General features: G+C 36.0%; 16 protein-coding genes and 1 tRNA gene. 9 read left to right on the forward strand and 8 right to left on the reverse strand.

From position 1 onward, the window contains the following. The 5 genes from GQN54_RS03040 to GQN54_RS03060 all read right to left on the reverse strand — a co-directional run. Positions 1-475, reverse strand: a 475-nt coding sequence (locus GQN54_RS03040) for an REP-associated tyrosine transposase (RefSeq protein WP_160631869.1), incomplete at its 3' end; no start/stop codon positions are given. Between the two features lie 249 nt (positions 476-724). Further along, complete coding sequence (gene hemW / locus GQN54_RS03045) at positions 725-1,855, reverse strand: radical SAM family heme chaperone HemW (RefSeq protein ID WP_160631871.1); 1,131 nt, start codon at positions 1,853-1,855, stop codon at positions 725-727. Beyond that, positions 1,821-3,374, reverse strand: coding sequence for a sensor histidine kinase (locus GQN54_RS03050; RefSeq protein ID WP_160631873.1), 1,554 nt, complete (start codon positions 3,372-3,374; stop codon positions 1,821-1,823). The genes hemW and GQN54_RS03050 overlap by 35 nt, the downstream gene beginning before the upstream one ends. Before the next feature lie 75 nt (positions 3,375-3,449). Continuing rightward, entirely contained in the window at positions 3,450-6,068 is a 2,619-nt protein-coding gene (locus GQN54_RS15565) for an AsmA-like C-terminal region-containing protein (RefSeq protein WP_160631875.1), read from the reverse strand. A 55-nt stretch (positions 6,069-6,123) separates the two neighbouring features. Beyond that, positions 6,124-7,242: a pseudouridine synthase gene (locus GQN54_RS03060; protein WP_160631877.1), complete on the reverse strand. Its 1,119-nt coding sequence runs from the start codon at positions 7,240-7,242 to the stop codon at positions 6,124-6,126. A gap of 201 nt (positions 7,243-7,443) precedes the next feature. On the opposite strand from GQN54_RS03060, the gene GQN54_RS03065 reads away from it, so the two are divergent. Beyond that, positions 7,444-7,920 (forward strand): hypothetical protein, encoded by a 477-nt coding sequence (locus GQN54_RS03065; protein ID WP_160631879.1) that lies wholly within the window; start codon positions 7,444-7,446, stop codon positions 7,918-7,920. A 68-nt stretch (positions 7,921-7,988) separates the two neighbouring features. Then, entirely contained in the window at positions 7,989-10,394 is a 2,406-nt protein-coding gene (locus GQN54_RS03070) for a TonB-dependent receptor (protein ID WP_160631881.1), read from the forward strand. Between the two features lie 45 nt (positions 10,395-10,439). Here GQN54_RS03070 and GQN54_RS03075 read toward each other — a convergent pair whose 3' ends face one another. Both GQN54_RS03075 and GQN54_RS03080 read right to left on the reverse strand, forming a co-directional pair. Then, positions 10,440-12,266, reverse strand: a complete 1,827-nt coding sequence (locus GQN54_RS03075) for a GNAT family N-acyltransferase (protein ID WP_160631884.1) — start codon at positions 12,264-12,266, stop codon at positions 10,440-10,442. Positions 12,267-12,380: 114 nt separating this feature from the next. Beyond that, positions 12,381-13,634, reverse strand: coding sequence for an MFS transporter (locus GQN54_RS03080; protein WP_160631886.1), 1,254 nt, complete (start codon positions 13,632-13,634; stop codon positions 12,381-12,383). Positions 13,635-13,836: 202 nt separating this feature from the next. Here GQN54_RS03080 and GQN54_RS03085 point away from each other — a divergent pair. The 6 genes from GQN54_RS03085 to GQN54_RS03110 all read left to right on the forward strand — a co-directional run bounded on the left by GQN54_RS03085 (position 13,837) and on the right by GQN54_RS03110 (position 20,620). Next, positions 13,837-13,910, forward strand: a tRNA-Ile gene (locus GQN54_RS03085). 241 nt (positions 13,911-14,151) lie between these two features. Beyond that, positions 14,152-14,661: a hypothetical protein gene (locus tag GQN54_RS03090; protein ID WP_160631888.1), complete on the forward strand. Its 510-nt coding sequence runs from the start codon at positions 14,152-14,154 to the stop codon at positions 14,659-14,661. Continuing rightward, on the forward strand, positions 14,597-15,397 hold the full coding sequence (locus tag GQN54_RS03095) for a hypothetical protein (protein WP_160631890.1): 801 nt from the start codon (positions 14,597-14,599) through the stop codon (positions 15,395-15,397). The genes GQN54_RS03090 and GQN54_RS03095 overlap by 65 nt, the downstream gene beginning before the upstream one ends. Continuing rightward, the gene (locus tag GQN54_RS03100; RefSeq protein WP_160631891.1) at positions 15,394-15,981 is read left to right on the forward strand and encodes a hypothetical protein; all 588 of its coding nucleotides are present in this window, start codon (positions 15,394-15,396) and stop codon (positions 15,979-15,981) included. Before GQN54_RS03095 ends, GQN54_RS03100 begins: the two co-directional genes overlap by 4 nt. Before the next feature lie 269 nt (positions 15,982-16,250). Beyond that, positions 16,251-16,823, forward strand: a complete 573-nt coding sequence (locus GQN54_RS03105) for an REP-associated tyrosine transposase (RefSeq protein ID WP_160631893.1) — start codon at positions 16,251-16,253, stop codon at positions 16,821-16,823. 284 nt (positions 16,824-17,107) lie between these two features. Next, a complete protein-coding gene (locus tag GQN54_RS03110) occupies positions 17,108-20,620 on the forward strand; it encodes a T9SS type A sorting domain-containing protein (RefSeq protein ID WP_160631895.1) in 3,513 nt (1,170 codons plus the stop codon). Positions 20,621-20,768: 148 nt separating this feature from the next. Here the strand turns inward: GQN54_RS03110 and GQN54_RS03115 are convergent, their stop codons facing one another. Beyond that, positions 20,769-21,614, reverse strand: coding sequence for a T9SS type A sorting domain-containing protein (locus tag GQN54_RS03115; protein ID WP_160631897.1), 846 nt, complete (start codon positions 21,612-21,614; stop codon positions 20,769-20,771). 291 nt (positions 21,615-21,905) lie between these two features. Between GQN54_RS03115 and GQN54_RS03120 the strand changes: the two genes are divergently transcribed. Continuing rightward, positions 21,906-23,840: a tetratricopeptide repeat protein gene (locus GQN54_RS03120; protein ID WP_160631899.1), complete on the forward strand. Its 1,935-nt coding sequence runs from the start codon at positions 21,906-21,908 to the stop codon at positions 23,838-23,840. Positions 23,841-23,881: the final 41 nt, after the last annotated feature.

The raw sequence follows: 23,881 nt of genomic DNA on the forward strand, positions 1-23,881 counted from the left end.
CATAATATACATAACCTGCCTCTACCGGATTTTGATGAATGTAATTTACTTTTTGGGCTATTACTTTATTGCTCCATAATTCTATAGGTTGATTATCATGCCTCCAAAATTGATAATCCTTTACATTAGACGATTTATTGGCTGCTGCTTTAAATACTTTTAATAAGTTTTCCTTTCTACTTTCTCGAGGGTTATCTCTAATTGCACGAACAATTTGTTTACTTGTAAACCTTTTAAAGTCACCTAAAACTTGTTCTGGTTTAAACCCTTCAGTGGTTCTAAATATTAAGTGAATATGATTAGTCATAATACACCAGGCAACTAATTCTAATCCTTTTTCTTTTTGGCAAAATCTTAAACTGTCTAATACTATATCTTTGTACTCATTTCTTGTAAAAACATCCAACCACTCAACAACCGCGAAACTCACAAAATAAAGTCCTTCAGGATTTTTGAATTTATAATTTCTACTCATTACAATTTAATTTGTTTTCTAAAAATAACAAATTCAAGGGATTAAAATAAGTGTCTTTATAATAAAAGCTTTTGTTGTACATTTAAGTAGCAACTGATCACGCGATACAATCGCGCGGGAACCGTGAAACGGGGTAGAAAAATGAATTTTGTTTTGTAATAAAAGCTTTTGTGGTATTTTTTAGTAGTATCTAATCACGCGATGTAATCGCGCGGGAACCGTGGGAACCGTGAATTTTAAAAAGTATAGTTAATTCTCAACCCAAAAGCACTCCGAAATAACCGTATCCGCCACATTCATGCCTGCTGTAGAAAGCTTAAAGCCAATTGCTGTTTCTTCGATTAGATTATTAGAAATCTGTTGAATTTGTTCTTCCAAGTAGGACAATAATTCAGCTCCAAACCGTTCTTGAATTCTATTGAAATCTACACCCCAAGTAGTACGAAGTGCAGTCATAATGTATTCATTATACTGATCATAAGGGGAGAGTTGTTCTTGCTTAAAGTAGTCACCTTTCTCGCTTACTAGTTTTATGTATTGAGCGTTATTTCGAACATTCCATTGTCGGCTATTGCCAACAAAAGAGTGAGCAGAAGGTCCAACGCCTAAATATGGCTCCCCTTTCCAGTAGTTGGTGTTGTGGGTGGAATAATGCCCTGGTTTGGCTAAATTGGAAATTTCATAATGCTCAAAACCGTGCTCTTTTGCCATGGACTTCAAGAGCTCAAAATGACGGATCGATTTTTCATCTTCCAATGGGGCTTTTTTCCCTTTTGCTATAAAGCTGCTTAAAGCGGTTTTTGGTTCTACTGTTAAGGAATAAGCAGATAAATGATTGATGCCTGAGTTAAATGCCGTTTTTAAATTCTGAATCCAATTCTCATCCGAAAGGGTAGTGCCACCGTAAATCAAATCGATGCTGAGGTGCTCGAATCCTTGATTCAAGCAATTCTGAACTACCACTTTTGCTTCGTTAGCATTGTGAGCCCGGTTCATATCGCTGAGGTCTTCGTCATAAAAAGATTGAATACCTATGCTCAATCGATTAATTCCAGCTGCCTTTAAGCTCTTTATTTTAGGGATTGTTAAATCGTCAGGGTTGGCTTCTAAAGTAATCTCAGCGTCAGTTGCTACCTTAAAGAGTGTGTTTATTTGCGCTAATATTTGCTGAATTTCTTCCGTATCCAATAGGGATGGAGTTCCTCCTCCAAAGTAGATCGTATCAATTTTTTTCGAGTGTAAATACGCTTTTCTCAGTTCTAATTCTTTTAAAATTCCATCAATCAAGGGTTTTTTATTCTTGAGGGAGGTAGAAAAGTGAAAGTCGCAATAATGACAAGCTTGTTTACAAAAAGGAACGTGAATGTAGATTCCTGCCATTTTGGTCGGTGAGTTTGTTGAGTACTATTCTAAAAGTAGTTCCTTTATCTATTTCAGTGGATTTGACAAATATTTTACCAGCATGGTAGTTTTCTACTATTCGCTTAGTCAATGAAAGCCCTAATCCCCACCCTCGTTTTTTAGTAGTAAATCCTGGTTCAAAAATGGTTTTCTTTTTGCTTTTTGGCATTCCTTTCCCATTGTCAGTAATGTCGATATACACGTATTGGGTTTGGTCAATAACTTGAATATCAATTTTTCCATCACCTTCCATTGCATCTACTGCATTTTTAATGATATTTTCCAATACCCATTCAAATAAAGGAATATTTACACTTGCTATCACTTCATCAGCATCTGAAGTTTGATAAGTAAATTGTACTTTCTGTGAAATGCGAGCTCTGAAGTAATCGAGAGAATGTTGGATCACCTTATTGATGTCTTCTTGTTGAAGAGATGGAACAGAACCAATTTTAGAAAATCGCTCGGTAATGGTTTCCAAACGTTGCACATCATTCCCCATTTCTTCAATGGTTTTAGCATCAACATTTTTCATTTTCAACACTTCTAGCCAAGCTAAAAGAGAAGAAAGTGGAGTTCCCAATTGGTGAGCAGTCTCTTTTGCCATTCCTACCCAAACTTGATTTTGCTCAACATTTCGTGCAGTGCTAAACAAATAATAGGCTATGATTAGAAACAAAGCGATTATTCCGAATTGGATGAAAGGATAAATCTTCAATTGTTTTAAAAGGGGAGAGTCTGCATAATAAATGTAATTGATATCTCCATTGCCAATGTCAATTTGGATGGGCTTATTTTGAGCCTCCATTTCAAAAATTTGTTGAGCGATATAGGCCGTATCCTTTGTTTTATTGGTATCGATGTTTCCAAAAGCAATGACGTCAGAGTGAGAGCTATCTGTGTAAATAACAGGTACAGAAGCTGAATTTATAATAATGTCGTTATTCAGCGCCTCTATTTGATTTTGAAGCACCTTTCGAAGCTCAGAAAAGATATTTGACTCTTTGTAATAGAGAAAATTCTTCTCCGTTTTGTAATAAGCAATTTCTATTGGAGTATTCTGCTCTTGGAGTCTTTTTAATTCAGCTCTTAAGAGAGCAGTGTCTTTACTGATGGATTCTGGAAAGTTTCGATGAGAAACAATTTTTCCTTTCTTATCGGTGAGAATTATGGGAATAGTTGTATTGGAAAATAAAATCTGGGTGTAGAAACTTAAATCATCTTGTACTCCAGAGGTGACTACTCTTCTGTTTGCTTCTGCCCAAATTTCAACTCGTTTTCGTTCTTCTTCAGAGATGGTATTAAAAAGAGTGTTGGTATAATTTACCAATTCTGCTTTTTTTACAATAGCTTCTGCCCAGGATTTTACTTTTAACTTTTCTTCCGCAGCTATTTTATTCACTAGCACATTTGTGTACCATAAAGACACTAAAATAATGAGAGCTGCAACAATTGCTAGACCAAATTTCCACCGCTGCTTTTTTGAATATATGTTCAAACTTTCTCCGCTTTAAATCTATAATAATGACGAATAATCCTTCGCATTAGTTGCTGTTACTCTAAATTTGAACCTTTATTCTTCAAATTCATTTTCGTTGGGTTGTGCAATTTTATCAATAAATTTTCCAAATCCCGACTTTTTACTTTTTTTCTTCTCCGTTTCTGTCTCTTTTACGTCTTTAGGTCGTGATTGGTTTTCTTCTTCATCCCATTCCATCTCAAATGTTTGTTTTTTCGTCGATCGATCTGGAATGCTTTTTAGTGTAGTATCTTTTTTAAACAAACCGAATTCTTCTTTCAACATCGACTTTACCACCTTTTTTTCATTCTGTAAGCCCTCTTTCCAATAACTTCTGAGGGCATCTGTATCGTAGCTAATTTTGGGGTCACTTAAGTTGCCGGTCATTTTAATGAATAATTGAGTTTTACCTAATCCATCGTCTTCGATTTGCCCAAATTCTGATTGCTTTTTCCGAGCTGCTTTAGCTTTGTTTCCTAAAATATCATTGAGTAAAAGCTGGAATTTGTAATTGATGTCATTTTCAAACGAGTGGCTTCCTTCTAATTTTAAATTCAGTGCAGAAGAATTAATGTCGAAGGAAGGAATGAAAATCCGTTCGTCTTTAATAATGATTTGATTGCTTAAGGTAGCAAACTTGATGTGCTTCAAATCGCTCAATGCAATGTAATCTGATAAAGCTTCTAATGACGCAAAGTTTATAAGTTCTCCTTTCTCAATTTTTAAATCAGCATGTACTTCTAATGATTTTTTATCCAAAATCAACTGTGGAGTCCATTCTGAGTATAATTCAATATCGCAATCAGCGATACCTTTTAAGTTTTGAGCAGTTATGGTTTGTTGTCCAAAATTTCCAAAATCATTAAATAGGTCAGTGATGGATATGTGTTTCAATTGCGCCTCTGAGGTCATGACTACTTTGCCTTTAGTGGCTGTATTCACAACCAAGTTTCCTGTTGCTTCTCCTTGCATTGTTTTAAATGAAACACCACTAGCCTTTAATACTTTGCTTTGCAGACTAACAAATGCCTGTGCAGAAGAAAAACTAAACTTGCTGAATGATAAGCTATCTATTTTACAATCCAAATAGAAACTTATTCGCTCTGAAAAAGCCAATTGATAGGCGGAATCAGTTGGAGTACTTTTATCACTAAGAAGTAACTCATCTAAGAAGATGCGTTTGGACCTGAGACTAGCATCCATCTTAAGTGATTGCTCCTCTGAAAATAAAAATCCAATTAAATTGTTAAGCGTTCCATTAAAGTTAAAATCACTTCTACTTATTTGGCCTTTGAAGTTACTTGCTTTTATGTCGTTATTTCTTAATTCTAGATTACCTGATATATTTTTATATTCCTGAGGTTTGTCTTTCAGTTTGAAATTAACGTTGGTCAATACTACTTCACCTTTAGTTTGTGCTTTTTTCCAATCGTCTAATGTAAATTCTTTAAGTTTAGCTATCCGACCTTTTGTCTGCAAATGAATATCGAGCTGTCCTTTCACATCGGTGAGAGCAGTGACGTTCATAAATGGAATTAATTCTTCTAGAAATAAGGTCAAATTTCCGTTGAAAATATAGCTGGGGTCGTTAAAATCTGTCAAGGTAAGACCTCCATTTATACTTCCTTTACCAAATTTGGCATTGATGTTTTCTAACGCCAGCTTGCTTGTTCGTAGTGCGTTCTCACTTCCGTTGTCATAGCTTCCGTTCAATGAGATGTTGTGCAGTGCTACATCAGATTCTTGATGAATAAACGAAGCTTTTTCTACTTGAAAGTTGAAATTGATGGAAGGAGATTGACTATCCGTCACTAGACCCTTTATAATCCCATTGAACAATGCATTTCCATCGATTTGATAAGCCGTTAAAGTGTTTTTTTGTTCATCTGGTAATAACTGAATGATAGCAGGAATACTGACATTATCACTAGCAATGGAAAGGTCTAAATCCATTCCAGATTCTAGGTTTTTGATGCTTCCATCAATTTTAAAAGGCAGCCTATCATAAGTCAGTTGTGCATTTTTGATGGTATAAACATTAGTAGTTCTATCAATTTTAAAAACAGCACTAAGTTCAACAGTTCGATTTTCAACATAGGTTGTGCTTCCTTGCTGATAGTTGATTAATTGAAATTTGGTGTCAAAATCTAAATCGTAGTTGTTGCTCGTAAAAGCACCATTTAATTCTAACTGATGGATATAATTGGAGAAGAATAATTGTTTGATTTGATTCTCGAATTGAAAAGCGACATTTTCAAAATGTACCGAACTTAATGATAGTTTCAGGTCAGTCTGCACATCTGTAGTTTCTTCAGATTCTTTCCAAATGATGAAATTTTCTTTTCCATCTTCATCGATTAAAAGATTCACGGCACCTTCTTCGAAGCTCAGCTTGTTAACCGTGTAGTTTTTGTTGAGAATACTCCAAATGTTGAATTCCATAAAAATGGATCCAAATTGAAATAAAGTATCGGTATTTGTGGATTCAGTAGTTCCGTATGCCAAAACATTTTTAAACTCCAATGAGGCGGAAGGAAATTTCTTGATGAAACTAAATTCTATTTCGCCCACTTTTACCTCAGACTTGATATAAGTATTAATGGTTTTTACAGCGAATTGCTTTACGTCGTCCTCAAAGAAAAAGGCCAATCCAATTGCACTTCCTAGAAGCACTAAGAAAATAATTGTAAAACGGAAGAAAAATTTCTTTAGCCTTTGCATGAAAGCTTTAACGAAAATCTGGTTTTGATGTTGTTTTATTTTTTCCGGAAGGTAATCGCATTAAAAGACTCAATTCTTCTTGATCTAAATGTTTCCAATTACCTCTTGGTAAATCTTTCTTTGTTAATCCTGCAAAGTAAACACAGTCAATTTTACTCACTTCATACCCTAAACTTTCAAAAGCTCTTTTGACAGCACTATTTTTACCCAAATTTAATTCTAATCCTACCTCTTTTTTGTCCTGACCAACTAGTGAAACTTCATCAAATTTCACAACCCCTTCTTCCAATTGAACACCAGTTTCTAATAACTGAAGGTGGTCTGATGATACCTTTTTATCCAAGCCAATATGGAAAATTCTCTTTACTGCATGGTTAGGGTTAGATAGTTTCCGAGATAAGTCACTGTCGTTGGTTAATAATAAAACTCCTGTAGCCATTCGTTCCATTTTGCCAACAGGAGCAACAGGCTCTTTACAGGCCTTTGCAATTAAATTCATAACTGTTTTTCTGCCTTTTGGGTCAAATGTAGCAGCGACAAAATCTTTAGGTTTGTTGAGTAAAATATAGCGTTTGGTGTCTTTCTTAAGCTTAGTTCCTTCGAAAGTGACTTCATCTCCAGGCATTACTTTTACTCCCAATTGAGTAACTACTTTACCATTAATGGTCACTGTTCCTGCCAGAATTAAATCATCAGCATCTCTTCTAGTAGCAACACCTGCATTCGATAAATAGCGGTTGATTCTAATTCCTTCTGCTTCCGTTCTGGGACGATTAGGACTTGATTTTTTGTAACCACCTTCTTTATTGAATTTTCCCCTGTCCTGAAATTTCTGATCTCCTTTTTTAGCACCAAATTTCCCAGTTTTTTTCTCTGGCTTATTGGTAAAAGATTTCGTTGATTTTTCTCCATCGAATGACTCTTCGAACTCTGACTTTGAAGAAGATTTCTTTCCTTCAAATTTTCCTTTAACGAAAGGTTTCTTTTCGCTTCTTGGTGAAAATGATCGATCTGATTTTTTCGCATCACCCGACTTAGAACGAGTCGATTTTCCTCCGCCTCGCTTGTTTTCAAATTTACCTTTCCCGTCTTTTTTGCCTTCGCCTCTATTTGACTGTTCTCTCATCTTAATTGCTAATTTGATACAAAGTTAATTATTAATTGATTGTTTTACTTGATTTAGAGATAAACGGTATTTATCAATGAAATCAACGTTTTTGCCTTAAAAATGCCTTATTTTTGACGCATTAATTAATTCACTCTCCATTTGAAAAAGGTTTTTGGAATTTTCTTTCTTGTTTTATTCCTATACCAATGTATCGGGTATATGCCCGTATATCAATTTTGGGAGTACCGCGTGAAAAAGGAAGTGAAGCGAATGATTCGTGCTGGGATGTCTAACGAGGACTTAGAGTTAATCAAGATGCCCAAAGAATGGGTGGAAACTCCTCCATCGAATATAGAATGGGAACATAGCAAGGAATTTGTTTTAAATGGAGTGTATTACGACATCGTACGAAGTGTAGAAAAAGAGGGCGACTTTTACTTCTATTGCTATAAGGATACCAAGGAAACAGCACTTTCTATTGGATTAGACCGGCATACAAGAGAATTTATAGCAGAGAATCCCACTAAGAAAGACACTAAAGAGACCATCAGTTCCTTTTTTAGCAAGCAGTATTGGCATGCTATGGAGAAGCAATTATTGCTATTGAATACAACTGTTATTAAATGGGTGATTGTTGATTTAAGTGCCTCTCTAATTTACCTTTCCAACATCACTCCACCTCCGGAGCTAGTATAGTTTTTAGATTATAAATAGGGTTGAATTGAATTTTAACCAATTGTTAATTAAAACTATAAAATTGAATAATGAGAAAAATTATTTTATGGAGTTGCATGGTATTGCTATGTCATGTTAGCTCTTCGCAGGTATTGACAATAGTCGATGCTCAAAATAATGAACCTTTAGAGGCTGCTGCAATTATAAGCGAAACTCCGAGTTCATTTACAACAACAAACACCAGAGGTCAAGCTGATATTTCTGATTTTAAAGGGTCTGAACAGATTCAAATCAGGATGATTGGCTATGAAATAATTGTAAAATCATATGAAGAATTAAAACAACAATCGTTTTTGATTCCACTAAAGGTTTCGGCGATGAATCTGGATCAGGTGGTGATATCAGCTAGTCGATCTAAGCAAGTAACGGCTGCTGTTCCTGAGAGGATTAGTGTGATTTCTTCCAAAGAAGTGAGTTTACAAAATCCACAAACTGCAGCAGATCTTTTAAATGTTTCTGGTGAAGTATACATACAGAAAAGTCAGCAAGGTGGCGGAAGCCCAATGATTCGAGGTTTTTCTACAAATCGTTTGCTGTATACTGTTGATGGAGTTCGAATGAATAATGCCATTTTTAGAAGTGGAAACCTACAAAATGTGATTTCTTTGGATCCATTCGCCATTGAGAAAACAGAGGTTCTCTTTGGGCCCGGGTCTAATATTTACGGAAGTGATGCTATTGGTGGGGTAATGAGTTTTCAGACTTTAACACCTCAATTGTCTTTGGATGATGAACCTTTAGTGAGTGGTGTCGCTGCTGGCAGATATTCAAGTGCCAACCAAGAAAATACTGGTCATTTTAATGTCAACGTAGGTTGGAAAAAATGGTCGGTGTTGACAAGCATCACTGCAAATAAATATGGCGACTTAAAAATGGGGAGTAATGGACCGGATGATTATTTGCGCCCCAATTATGTAATTCGTCAGGATAGTATGGATGTTGTTGTCGCCAACGAAGATCCAAAAATTCAGAATCCATCTGGTTACGATCAAATTAACATGATGCAGAAAATCCGGTTTAAACCGAATGAAAAATGGGATTTTCAATATGGTTTTCATTATTCTGAAACATCAGACTATAGTCGTTATGACAGGCATCAGCGGACTAAAAATGGTTTGCCACAATATGGAGAATGGGCGTATGGGCCACAAAAGTGGATGATGAATAACTTGAACATTATGCATCAAAATAAAACAACTGTATATGATGAGTTTACCATTCGACTGGCTCAACAATCTTTTGAAGAAAGCAGAATTAGTAGAGATTTTAATGATGCCATTCGGGAAACTCGAATGGAGGAAGTGGAAGCGTATTCATTCAATATGGATTTCAATAAAAAGTTAAGTGCCAGAAATGATTTCTTTTACGGAATAGAAGGGGTTTATAATGATGTAACTTCTAAAGGCATTGATGAGGATATTATTACAGGAAGCTCCATTGAAGGAGCCCCTAGATATCCTAAATCTAATTGGGGAAGCTATGCTGCATATGTCAATAATCAGTTTCAGGCGACGGAAAAAGTAATGTTACAAGGTGGATTGAGGTATAGCAATTATCAAATCCAGGCGGACTTTGATACTTCGTTATTTCCTTATCCTTTTACCTCTACTTCTTTGAATAACGATGCCGTCACAGGTAGTTTTGGTGTAGTTGTTCGACCTACAGATCGTTTGGTATTGACTGCAAATGCCGCTACTGGTTTTCGTTCTCCGAATATTGATGATATGGGAAAACTATTTGATTCTGAAGCAGGAAGTGTAGTTGTTCCTAATAAAAACTTACAAGCTGAGTATGCTTATAGTGTAGATGTTGGTTTTGCTGCTACCATTCTGGATTTTGTAAAAATTGATGCAACTGGATATTACACTCTTTTGGACAATGCAATGGTTCGTCGAGATTACACTCTCAATGGAATGGATAGTGTGATTTATGAAGGAGACTTGAGCCAAGTTCAAGCGATTCAGAATGCGGCTCAATCTACAGTCTACGGAGTGCAGGCAGGAATTCAATTTGATTTTGGAAGTGGGTTCGGATTGTCGTCAAGAATCAATTACCAAAAGGGAGAAGAAGAATTGGACAACGGAGACAAAAGTCCATCAAGACATGCTGCACCGCTTTTTGGAAATACGAAATTGACGTACCATTATAAAAACTTAGATCTTCAGTTCTATGCTGTTTACAATGCGGAACGAAAGGCAAAATACATGCCCGAAGAAGAGTTAGGCAAAACGGAATTCTATGCGTTGGATGTCAACGGAGAACCGTATTCACCGGCATGGTATACGTTGAATTTTAAAACCATGTATCGAGTAAATGAGACTCTGCACTTAACGGCAGGGTTGGAAAACATAACCGATCAGCGATACCGACCCTATAGTTCAGGAATTTCTGCTCCAGGCCGGAATTTCATTATAGGGGTAAAAGCAAAACTCTAAAAGAATTTGTCTTTGAAAATAAAGGATATGAAAACTCTGGTTCTCTTATTGATTATCAGAGTTTTCTTCTTTTAATACTCTGTTTTTTCGCTCATCAAATGAAGCTTTCTTTTCTAATGCATTGAATTCTTTCATTAATCCTTGAATAGTGTCTTCTGGTATTTGGAATACATCCAACAACATCAATCCATCTAGGGCATCTGAAAATTTTGGGTCTACATTAAAGCAAAGCACTTTGGCATTTTGTTTTAAATACTTTTTGAAAAGTACAGGTATTTTAAGGTGTTGAGGTTCTATTTCTTCTATGAACTTGTCCAACTTTTGAAGGTCATCTGCTGTTATTTCCATCACGTTTTCAATTTCCGATGGATCAATTTTAATTCGAAATTCGTTGCGGGGTTTAACCCAACTTGCAATCTCTTCGTCGTAATAGTATTTTTTTAGAAAAGAGATGATCAAGCTTTTGGAAAAAGTAGAAAATTCATTGCTGATACTTACAGGACCAGTCAAGTAGCGGTATTCCTCATTTTGTAGTAAAAAGAAAAAGATACCCTTCCAAAGCAAGAAGAGAGGGAGTGGTTTTTTCTGGTATTCTGACGTAATAAAAGATCGTCCCAAATCGATAGATTGTTTTAAAATCGGATTAAACTCATTACTAAATCGGAACAATTCATTAATGTAAAATCCTTTACGGCCGTAGCGGGTCATAATGTCTGCGCCTCTCCCTAACCGATAACCTCCAACAATTTTCTTTTCATCTTTATCCCATATGATCAAGTGATTGTAATATAAATCAAACTCATCAGTGTCTATTTCTTTGTTGGTTCCTTCTCCAACCTCTCGATAGGTGATTTCTCTCAATCGACCAATTTCTCTTAATGTAGAGGGTATAAAATTGGCTGCAGCGCAGTAAACTGCAAAATTGCTTGAGTCGAATAGGTGTTGATTTTCAGACAGCCTAGAAAGTTCTTTTTCTATTAGTTCAGTCGGAATCGCTGGAATTATTTCTTCTTGCTTTTGTGTTCTTTTTAGGCTGTAGTTAAAAAATCGTTTTACTTGAAGAGAAGATCCAAGGCTATAGGTTTTGGTTCTTAAAAAACGGCCATATTGGTTGATGTCCTCAAAGCTAGATTGTTCTTTTACCGAAATAGGGTTGCCGATTCGAACTTCAATGGTCTTATTTTTTTTATTTAATAATTCGCTAGGTAATTTGGCAGTCCTGATTTTTGGAGCCACCGCACCTAAAAGATGAAATAGATTAGAATTAGAACCTTTAAAATAAACTGGAACAACAGGGATTTTCATGCTTTTAATAAAGCGAAGACTATTTGTTTCCCATGCTTTATCTTGGATCTTTCTACTTTTATAAGTCGATACTTCGCCTGCTGGGAAAATCCCAATCGGATTATTGTTGTTTTTGTGGGCTATCGCCTTTCGCACACCTGATAAGTTGCTCACTTCATCTTTTAGCTCTTCAAACGGGTTTACTTCAATAAAACAATCTTTAAGCGGATCAATTTTTTGCAGTAAGAAGTTGGCTAATAGTTTGTAGTCCGGAAATTTGGTTCTAAATATTTTTAATAAAATAATACCGTCAATTCCTCCATAAGGGTGATTGCTGATGGTGATGAAAGAAGTATCTAACGGAAGTTTCTCCAATGCTTCTTCATTGAATTTTAAATCTATTTTTAGAATTTCAAGGACCTTGTCGATGAATTCAATGGGTTGGTCGGAGTAGGCTTCTTGATACAATTGATTGAAAGCATCGTACCTCAAGATTTTCATTATTAATGAGGAAACGACTTCTGCAGTTAAATTTGTTAAGTGAAGAAGTTTAGAAATACTTTCTTTTTCGATTAAGTCTTTTCTCATAAGAGCATAGTTTGGGGACAATGCGTCTGTTGCTATTTATCCACTAAAATAACCAACTAAATTAAATAGTTGATGCTTCTCGAGTGTTAAAAATAGGTGAAGCTAAAGCTAAATCTAATCAATAAGGTCTCTTTTGATGTCTAATTTTCTCAGAGGTGGGGATAAAATTGCGGTAGCTCCAACAATTCCTAAAGTCATCATTCCACCAAATACGACTGCAGTAACAGTACCCATTAATTTAGCAGTTACCCCACTTTCAAACGCGCCTAGCTCGTTAGAAGAACCCACAAACATAGAATTAACTGAGGCTACTCTACCTCGCATAGCATCTGGAGTTTTCAGTTGTAAAATTGTTTGTCGGATGACAACGCTTACTCCATCAGTTACTCCGCTAAAGAAGAGAGCTACTAATGAAATCCAGAATATTTCAGATAACCCAAATATGATGATGCAAACGCCGAAACCAAAGATAGCCCACAATAATTTTTTGCCGGCGTTTTTATTTAATGGAAAATAAGCTACTACCATCATGGTTAGGAAGGAGCCAACAGCAGGCGCTGCTCTCAAAATTCCAAAGCCAGTGGAACCAACTTTTAAAATATCTTGAGCAAACACAGGCAATAAGGCAACAGCACCTCCAAAAAGTACTGCAAACATATCGAGAGAGATGGTTCCTAAAACCAACTTATTGGTGAAAACAAAGTTTAATCCTTCTTTGAGACTCTTTACAATTGGTTCTCCTTTTTTCGTGTTTAGAATTGGTTTGCGTTTAATTTGAAACAAAAGGATTAAAGAAGTAAGAGCAAAGCCAGCAATAATGAGCATACTCCAATGAACGCCAATCCAAACGATAAACAAACCTCCCAATGCAGGACCTAACATGGAACCCATTTGCCAAGCTGAGCTGCTCCAGGTGGCGGCATTCTCATAAAATTCTCTTGGAATTAATTGAGAAAACAAGGAAAAGATGGTTGGACCAAAAAATGCTCGAGTTATTCCTCCACAAAATACAAGTCCATAGATGAGCCCAATGTGCCACGAGTGGGTGAGGTGCTCTGTAATTATGGGCCACGTCAATAAAAATAATCCAAAACTGATGCACAAAAAGGCAGTGATACAAACTGCAAATAGATTTCTTTTTTCTAATTGATCTACAAAGTGTCCGGCGAAAAGCGATAGCGATACAGCAGGGATGACTTCCATTAAACCAATTAGGCCCAGAGAAAGAGGGTCTTTAGTTAGACTATATATCTCCCATTCAATGACAATAAATTGCATGGCCCAAGCAAAAACTAAGGCAAAGCGAAGAATGACGAAGATTCGAAATTCTTTAAATTTTAGTGCCGCATATGGATTGACTTTTCCCATTAAAAAAATTGAGGAGCCAAAATTAAGGATTGTTATCATGTAGAGGGATAAATAGTGAGAAACAAAAAGGCGAAAGGGTTGGATAATTCAATCATTTTTTTTGTAATATTGCACACCCAAAATTGAGTAATCAGTTTTGGCCCTCAATGTTCCAATGTGATTGGGCATTACAATATATAAAAAGAGACTTTGTTCTCTTTGCGGGCCCATAGCTCAGTTGGTTAGAGCACCTGACTCATAATCAGGTGGTCGCTGGTTCGAGCCCAGCTGGGCCCACAAAAAGACTCAATCGAAAGATTGGGTCTTTTTTTTGCCCTGATGGGCGAGAAGCGATGCCCTGAGCATTTCGTCGAAGGGTTTATGCTGAGCGAGGGACGAGTCGAAAGTAAGTCCAGCTGGCCCCACTGATATTAAATCCTCTGTTCATTTTGAGCAGGGAAATTTTTATGATTCAAGTCTTTTACCTTGAAAACAAGCGTTAAAGAGGAGAGGACTTTTAGTCCGTTTGAGTATAAATATGCGTCTATCAGAAATAATTCCTAATTTGGATCCAACGGCTATTTACTCGTTTGAAGTAAGAATTGAAGGCAGCAGTGGAAGGGCAATAACCGCCTCTATGGATACTGCAAGTTTGGTGATAGCCGACCAAAATGGAAATCAAACGCCTGCAACTGTGAAAGCCGCAGCAGTAAAAATAATAACCTTTAATATGACAGGAGCCGCATTACAAGCAATGGCCGTAAATGGCAAAGCTACCCTCTCTATTGCCGTGGGTAATGCGGTTGGTTTTGCGAGCAATAGCATTAGAATAGAGAACATTAAGATAAACCAATACGTAGCGAACAGTAGCCAACAATTGGCAATTAGAATTGGAGCAGGGTATAAGTATGGATTTATCGGAATGGAAAACGATAATGAGATTTCGGGGCAGGGAAATAGCCAAGACCACAAATTTAGAAGTTATGACCCCAAGGTTAGGACGCTACAAAAGTTTAGACCCGCTTGCTGCTTCTTTCCCTTGGAATAGCCCTTTTGCCTATGCAGAAAACAGGGTAATAGATGGACTTGATTTAGAAGGTCGAGAGTATATTAGATTTGATAAGGTTGCAGACATTGGTAACAGCCTTCTAACCTATTATCATAACAATGGCGGCTTAGGTTTCCCCGTTGTTGAGTACAAAGGGAATAAATATTACAATCTCGGATTTCATTTAAAGAACCCCAATTCTGAACAAATCACAGAATGGGTTTACACCCCAATCACTCCCGTTATACCGAAAGATAATTTTGTCAATTGGTCAACCAAAAATGATTGTTACGCTAATTGCCAAGAGCAATTAGGCAAGCAAGGTAATTCTTCAGATGCCTATTGGCCATCAGCTTTCCAAATGTTTAAGCAAGGTAATTCAGGAAAAGGGGTTACAGATGCTTCAAAACTTGCGGGATTAGATGCTTTACATCGGGCTGTTGAAGGTGGAGGCGGTATTATGGTTGGGGTTGATTATGGTGCGACAACTTCTGATGATAAAAATTTGGATAAGACAACAGACCATTTTATCACAATCGTAGGGCGTGGAAGTGATGACAATGGAGAGTTTTTTACTTTCTATGAAAATGCTGTAAATGATAAAGATAAAGGAACAGATGTTTCTACAAATAGGCTTTACATACAGAGTGATGGAACTTTAAAAGGCAATACATCTTGGGGTAGCAATATTACATTTACCGTTACACAAGTCAGACCAAACAAGGAAGACGAATGAGAGCAGTATTTGGAATAATGCTTTGTGTTGTGGTTCTTTTTTCTTGTGAAAATGGGGCTAATCGAGTTGATAACAAAAAACAAAAAGTAATTCAAGATTCGGTGCAAAGAAAGAATAGTCCATTAAAACAGATGGAAAGTGAACGACCTATTGTTGACAAGGAAAATATGTGGGTTGGGGTTGAGTACGATAAAGAAAAAGGAGATTATTACATCGAAAAACCTTGTGATGGTCATATCCCAAATATTAAACTCACAAAAACTACTTTGGTTGATGATCGGGGAATGGATGAGCCAATAACGTATCAGGTTCAAGAGCTTCGTAATCTCGATTCAGATAGGCAGTTGTTACAACTGTCGTATAAGTGGAATGATGGTGAATTAACTGATAGTATTATCATCAGGAAAACAGACAATCACCAAGGAGTTTACCAATGGACAAGATACCCAAGGTATAACGGAAAGCCACAAGATAATTTCACTTCTTATTTCGTATTCGGGGAGCAAATTTCCAAGATAAGAACTGTCAAGGTGGAATGTCCCGACCAAAAGCAAATTGAGTTAGAGAAAAAGCCTTTTGAATAAATAATCCAAAGCCCAAGTTCACCGCTTGGGCTTCTTTTTTGTCCTGTTCGCTCCGCTCAAAGTGGGTAAAACAGAAAAGTTATCAACAATCCCCTAAAATCGCTGCTATCTCTTCCTGTTCGCGCGGACTTGTAGTCCGTGAAAATAAGCATGAAAGAGGAGAGGACTTGCAGTCCGTATAAGCAGTGTCTCACTTAATTTTTATTCAAAAGCTTATAAATTGCATTCGCTCAAGATTATGTAGTTAAAGTGTTTATTACTTTAGTGATATGTCAACTAAGTATAAAGTAAATGATAACTCGAAGCCATACTATATAACTACAACAATTGTTGGATGGGTAGATGTTTTTACGAGAGAAGTACAAAAAGAAAGGCTAGTTGAATCTTTGAAATACTGTCAAGAAAGTAAAGGTTTGATTATATATGCTTGGTGCTTAATGACCAATCATCTGCATATGATCTGTCAAAGTTCCGATGAAGAAGTTCCATTATCAGATATTATTAGAGATTTTAAAAGATTTACAAGTAAGCAAATACTTATTACAATAGAAGAAGAGCCTGAAAGTCGTCGAGAGTGGATGCTCGATTTTTTTAAAAAGTCTTGTGAGAAGTTGAAACGTAATCAGAAATACAAAGTTTGGCAGACTGGCTTTCATGCTGAAGAAATACGTACTCAAAAGTTTTTAGAACAAAAAATAGACTACATTAATTATAATCCTGTTAAAGCAAGAATTGTTGAGTTTCCTGAGCATTATATCTATTCAAGTGCAAGAAATTATGCAGAAATGGAAGGTTTACTCGCAGTAGAAATTTTGAGTAGAAGTTGGAAGTTTTTTAGTTAATGTATTATATTGTGGACTGCAAGTCCATAAAAGAGTGCACACGGACTGCAAGTCCGCGCGAGCGGGAAAACAGGATGTGCTCCGCAGTGGTTTTCAACCCTGCTGCAAAACAGATGCTAATTACTACAAGTTGATTTAGTGTCTCGATTTAAACATTTCACACGAACTGCAAACCTGCGTATACCAGTTTCAATGGATTATTAAAAGAGATGAAATTCAATTTGTTGTTAGTATAAATTCATTTTTTTATTACTTTTAGATAATCAATAACTAAACCTATCCTTATGAGGGCTTTTACTTTAACTCTATTATTAGTTCTAATAAGCAATATTTGCTTTTCACAGACCACGCTTTTTAGTGAAGATTTCGAAGGTTCTTCCGTTAAGTTTCGTAGTTATGCAGCAGTCAATCAGGTGGCAAGCTGGAGTAGTAATTCAAGTTTATATAAATCGGGACAAAAAAGCTACAGAGGAGTTGTTACTTTTAACGATACATTATTTTTGGAGTCCAATACTTTTTCTACGGTAGGTTATACAGGAGTCAACTTATATTTTAGTCAGATTTGTAAAGTCGGCAATTTAGATAAAGCTAGATTACAGTATTCATTGGATAGTGGAAGGACCTGGATTTATGTAAATAACGCCGAGTATAGAGGACAATCTACTTTTAATCAATATGCTTTTAATGCTACTTCTTACCCCATTTGGACAGCGTCTCAACCAACATTAACTCCAACAAATACTTGGTGGATGAATGAAGAGTTCAATATTTCGAGTATCGCGAATGTGCCCCATGCCAAAATTAGATTTGTATTGACCGATGGAGATTTTAATGGTCCATCAGGAAATTATGGCTGGTTATTAGATAATGTAACAATAAAAGGAGCTAACTGTGAATTAGATCCACCAATTCTAACCAATGCAACCACTATTACCGGAGATACTTCTCAAACATACCCCATCCAATTAGCAGTTGATATTTTTGACTCTACAGGCGTTCAAAGCGCGAAAGTGTTTTATACCGTGAATGGAAGCGCATTGGACTCGATTTCCTTAAAAAATCCATTGTTTGATCATTGGGTGGGTAACTTTCCATTGTTTAATTCAGGGGATACGGTTTGCTACTATTTCCAAGCCACAGATAATACCTCTTGTGGAAATAAGATACAATTGCCAAGTTCGCAATGTTATCAGTTTGTCGTTTTGTTTCCTACCATATCTTGCATTACTCCACCAGTCAATACGTACCCCTACATACAATCATTCAGTAATTTAATTCGTGGAGTTTCTGATTTAGCGCCAAACGGTTGGGAAAATGAAACTACTGATGATCGAGATTGGTATGTAGATACTGTTCTTAGTGGATCCTATAGGCCACTTACTGATAATACTGGAGGTGGAAATCAAAAGTATTTGTACGTAGACAATACACTTACAACAACAAATTCAACTGCCAATATAATTTCACCTTGTTTTGATTTAAAGGTAAATAGAGATTATTTATTAGAATTCTATTTACATCAGTGGGGATACCCAAACAAATCTTTCAATATTGATGTTTTTGCAAATAATACATGGATTTTAAATGTTTTAGATTCCATTGTTGGGAACCAAGGAAGTAATTGGAATAAGAGAACAATTAATTTGTCCGCCTATTCAGGACAAACGATAAAAATTAGGTTTAGAGCAAAATCTCTGCTTACTGCTGGTGGGGGTGGAATGGCTGTAGATGATTTTAGGATTACAGAATACCCTTTTGCCAATACCTCAATCGAGTCATTTATCACTCCAATTCAACCCGAATGTATAACTGCTTCTTTTCAGGATGTTTCGGTAGTGGTGGTTAACAATGGAGTGATACAAACAGATACCATTCCCATGGCTTATCAGGTAAATACGGGGCCGATTATTAGAGATACCTTGTTTGGAAATATAGGGTATTTTGGTAAACAAACATTTATCTTTTCTCAATCGGCTTTAATTGACCGAAATATAAAGAATGAAATACTAGCGTGGACAGAAGTACGCAATGATTATGACCCAACCAATGATACCTTAAAGATTGCATTAATAGAGAATCCTATTGTTTCAAATTACCCGTACAACAATAATTTCGATCATTTTGTAAAGTCTAATGGCTACCCCTGGTATCGAGGAATTATGGATCCAGGTGTGTTTTATGATGGTTGGCACAATGAAGGAAGTATATTTAATACTAGTAACAAACAACTCAATTGGGTTGTATATTCAGGTAGCACTGCTTCTGGTGGCACAGGCCCTTCTCAAGATCAAAATTCTACTGGGAATGGTAATTATATTTATATAGAATCATCTCCGAATGGTACTAGGAATGACACCTTAGCTACTTTGGTGAGTCCATGTATTGACCTAACGAATAAATTAAAGCCGATTTTGACTTTTTGGTACCACATGTATGGCCATTACATGGGAAGTTTAAGTTTAGATGTCTACTCCAATGGAAATTGGGTGTTGGATGTAATGCCGAAGTTAAGTGGGGACAAAGGAGACCAATGGTTCAAACAAACAGTAGATCTTTCAGCTTTTCAGAATCAAGCAATTGTACTAAGGTTTCGAGGAGCACTTAAAGATGGTCTTTCCTATAGTGATATGGCAATCGATAATTTAACAATCACCAATGATGCCATTGTAGACTTGGCTTTAGAAAAAATTAATATCTCTAATTTTCAGGCATGTGTTCCTAATCCTGGTCAAACTGTTTCATTTGACATTAAGAACAATAGTAATTTAATTATTCACGATATTCCACTAGCTTATACATTAAATAATGGAACTATCATAAGAGATACAATTTCAGGGCCTTTAGCGATACAAGCAACTTATTCATATACATTACCTCAGAGTGTTTCATTTTTAAATAATTATAATAATCAATTGAAATTTTGGGTGGAACATCATTTGGATTCTATTCCAACCAATGACACTTTATATCAAACAATAACAACCAATAGTTTAATTACTCAATTGCCGTATTTCGAGAATTTTGATTCATTTACTATGGGAGCAAAAGAAATGTACAATTTCGGTTGGGAAAACAATTTGAACCTCGATTTACACAATTGGTGGATTCATTCTGATACTACCCCAACAGCACTTACAGGTCCTGCAGGAGACCATACCTCAGGCAATGGAAAGTACTTTTACATCCAATCAGATGGGTATAAAAATACCTACTCGATGCTAATGAGTCCGTGTATCGACTTAACAAATGCGTTAACTCCAAACTTAGAATTTTGGTACAATATGAACGGGACGGATGTTGGAAAGTTACGTGTAGATTTAATGAACAATGGTAGCTATATTCGAGACATTATTCCACCAATTGTTGGAAATCAAGGAGCTGGTTGGCATAGTAAATCAGTTAGTTTAGCAGGTTACACTGGGCAAGTTCGAGTGGTTTTTAATGGGGAAGTACCATTCAGCAGTGGGACCATTAGAGGTGATATTGCCATTGATGATGTGTTGATTTCTGAATTGCCAATTGGAATAAACGAGCAAGGAGAGGAGGTAAAAATTAGTGCTATCTATCCTAATCCGACCAATGGAAATGCGTTTATTAATATTAATACAATGTATTCACAGAAAATTGTGCTTACTATTTCTGATGTTCGAGGTCGTCAAGTAGAGCAAAGGACTGTAGATTTAATTGAGGGGCAACAACGGTTGGAGTTGATGACTAATAATTATGAGAAAGGAGTTTATATTATTCAGTTGAGTCAAACAGATAGAGTAACTACTCGCAGACTGGTAGTGAAGTAAAGAGTCTCTGGTTAGAAATAATAGTTTTGAAAGTTAGATATTTAGTTTAGAGTTAGTCTTTAAATCGGACTTGCAGCCATATAATAATTTATAGTTCAGAGCCTATTATTTAATAAATTTCACTGACTGCAAGTCCAACTGAATTGTTCTAATTCTTCACCCATTTTTTGGTATATCTTGCTCCATTTTTATCTACTAGAACAAGTATGTAAGCGCTATTTGGAAGATTACTAATAGCTATTCTTTCATTCTTATTTTTTAAAGTTTGATGGAGCAACGCTTGTCCGTTTAAAGAATAAATAGCGATAGATTGGACATCACTTATAGCATTATTCACAATAGAAATATAGTCCGATGAAGGGTTAGGAAATATGGCGATTTGGTCTTTAGTAAGCTCTTTAATACTTACTGATAAGGAGCCATATTTGTAGTCAAAATTGAAGTAGATGTTATTATTTCCTGGAGTCTTATTGGTTACGTTATAGCATTTAATAGCTACGAATAGATTGGAGTTTCTAATTTTCGAAATATAAATTCCATTCTCTAATACCGTGTCAATATTTGCGCTTGGTGTTCCAGCATTATATTCTGTTTCGAGTTCTAAAACGGTAGTAGCTGTGTTATAGTTGAAATTATTGGAGGCTTTTACCCATAAGCTCGTTCCGTTTCCTTTAATATCTCCAAACCAGATAGAACTGACAGCGGAGGTAAAGCCGAATTTACTTCTATTTCCATAGGGTCCATTGTGCTCCACCATATCAATGTTGGATTCTTCTCCATTCAGATACTTTCCAAAGTTGGCTGTGTTAAAACTGTTAAAGTAGGTGTGATTTACAAAATCATAACCTGATTGAGATCCATTTGCACCGCTTGATCCTGCAATTGCAGGACTGTGGTGTTCATAAAATGTAAGATTTGTTTTTTCTAATAAGTTTTGGGCACTAACTGCAGCAAACAATTGAAGAAAGGCGATTGAAAGTAGTAATTTTTTCATGAGAATAATTTAGGATTAATATTATTTTTTCGTGACGAATGAAATTTAAATGAGTTGCTTTCACTTGATTATAAACGGACACAAAAAAAACTTCGACATCCAAATTATTTAGTTTCATTGTCTCTTAAATGATATAATTCAGAAAGGGATAGGGATAATAGCTTTTGTGAGTATTGAATGTTCCAATATCCTGAAGAAAAAAACAAGAATTGTTCGATAGGATTAACTAAAATCGGAAGTTTGTCGTTAAGTATGCTAACTAGTTAAATTTAATCTACCAATAGTCTCCCATTGAAAAAAGTCATTCTCCTTTTTATTTTGCTTACTATTAATTATTTGGATGGGAAGGCACAGTTTAAAGAAACCTATTTCGAGAAAGGTAAACGAGCTATAGCAGCAGGAGATTATGCATTGGCGCTAGAAAATTTCAATTATTCGTTAGACGATCGCAGTTATTTTCAAGCTTATTTTTTTAGAGGATATGCCAAATATAATTTAGGAGACCTGATAGGAGCAGAGGCCGATTATACAGCCTGCCTGAAAGAAATTCCAAATCACCAAGATGCCCTTTTTTACAGAGCCATTGTACGCGATCAATTGTCCAATTTTGAAGGAGCATTTAAAGATTATGAAAGGGCATTACATGCAGATTCTCTCAACTCTAAAATCTATTTGAGTAGAGCTATTACTTTACTTTCATTAGAAAAGTTTGAAGCTACAATAGCAGATTGCAATCAGGCTATACGCCTTAAAAAGGGAGATGCTGCTAGTTATGTGATTAGAGGAATTGCCAAAACGGAATTGGAGCAGTTTGAGGCCGCTCTTTCTGATTTTAATTTTGCCATCAACCATAAAACGGACAATAGTTTTGCAATGGTATACCGAGCGGAATGTTACCGAAAAATGGAAAGTTTTGAGGAAGCAAGGGCTGATTTAAAGACGGTTTTGCAAAGAGATTCGAATAATGTGGATGGATTGTACCAATTGGCTATTTTAGAATTGGAGGAGAACCAACTCGAAAAAGCATTAAAACTGTTGGATAAAGTCTTGAAGTTGTCTCCGTACAATACCTTAGCATTATTCAATAGAGCGATTACTAAAACAAAACAAAAAGATTTAAAAGGCGCCTTAGTTGATTATGATGCGGTAATAGTTTCTAATCCTAAGCATATTTCATCCTACTTTAATAGGGCGCTACTAAAACAAGAGTTGGGAGATTTAAAAGGTGCATTGGCTGACTTTAATCAGTTGATTGAAATACAACCCAACTATGTGGATGCATACGGAGCCAGAGCTCAACTAAAAAGACAAATGAAAGATCTAAAAGGGGCAGCTGACGATCAACAACTCGCTGCTCAAGTCAGAGCAAATAATATTGCAGCTCTCGACAAAGGTTTGAGTAGTGAAGAAGTTCAAGAAGCTATGGAAACTATAAAGTTGTCCTCTGATGGTAGTGCTGTCGCCGAAAATAGTGAGAAACTTCAATATCAATATGCTGAAGCGAGGTTAAGGCCATATTATTATTTAACCCCGGTTTTGTCTACAAAAGTGGCTGAAGACTATTACCAACCTTCAGAACTAGCTATAAATAGCCAGCTCATTGGTTTAATGTCAGAGGATGGAGATTGGGACATGGAACAACTAAAGCAGCAATTGGATTCATTAAACAAACAAAAAAGCGACAAAAGTGCAGCTTTCTATTTAAATAGAGCAATTTTATACTCCCAAATGGAGTGGTATAACCAAGCTTTTTTAGATTATGATTCCACTTTATCTCTTGATCCTAATAATGTTTTGGCCTATTTTGGGCGAGCCAATACTTCATTGAAATTACGTGAATTATTGCATACTTTTCCCAATGTTCAAGAGTTTAAAAAAGAGGGAGATAAAATTACATCGAATCGTATTGAAGAAGAGTACTTAGATTATAATTATACCAATATCATTAGCGATTATAAGAAAGCCGTTTCATTAGACCCTCAGTTCTCTTATGCCTATTACAATATGTCCTTTGTTCAGAATAAGAATGAAGAATACAATGCTTCTTTAGAATCCCTTCATAAAGCCATTGCTTTGAAGCCTAATTTTGGTCAAGCTTATTTTAATAGAGGGTTAACCTATCTTTATTTAAAACGGACAGATCAAGGATGTACGGACTTAGGTAAGGCAGGGGAGTTAGGGATTAAGGAAGCATATAATATAATCTTGAGGTATTGCAAAAAATAGGAATCTCGCTGTTTTTTGATAAATTGCATCAAATCTTTTTT

The organism is Acidiluteibacter ferrifornacis (assembly GCF_009909615.1).
In the GTDB taxonomy this organism is placed as follows: domain Bacteria; phylum Bacteroidota; class Bacteroidia; order Flavobacteriales_E; family Vicingaceae; genus Acidiluteibacter; species Acidiluteibacter ferrifornacis.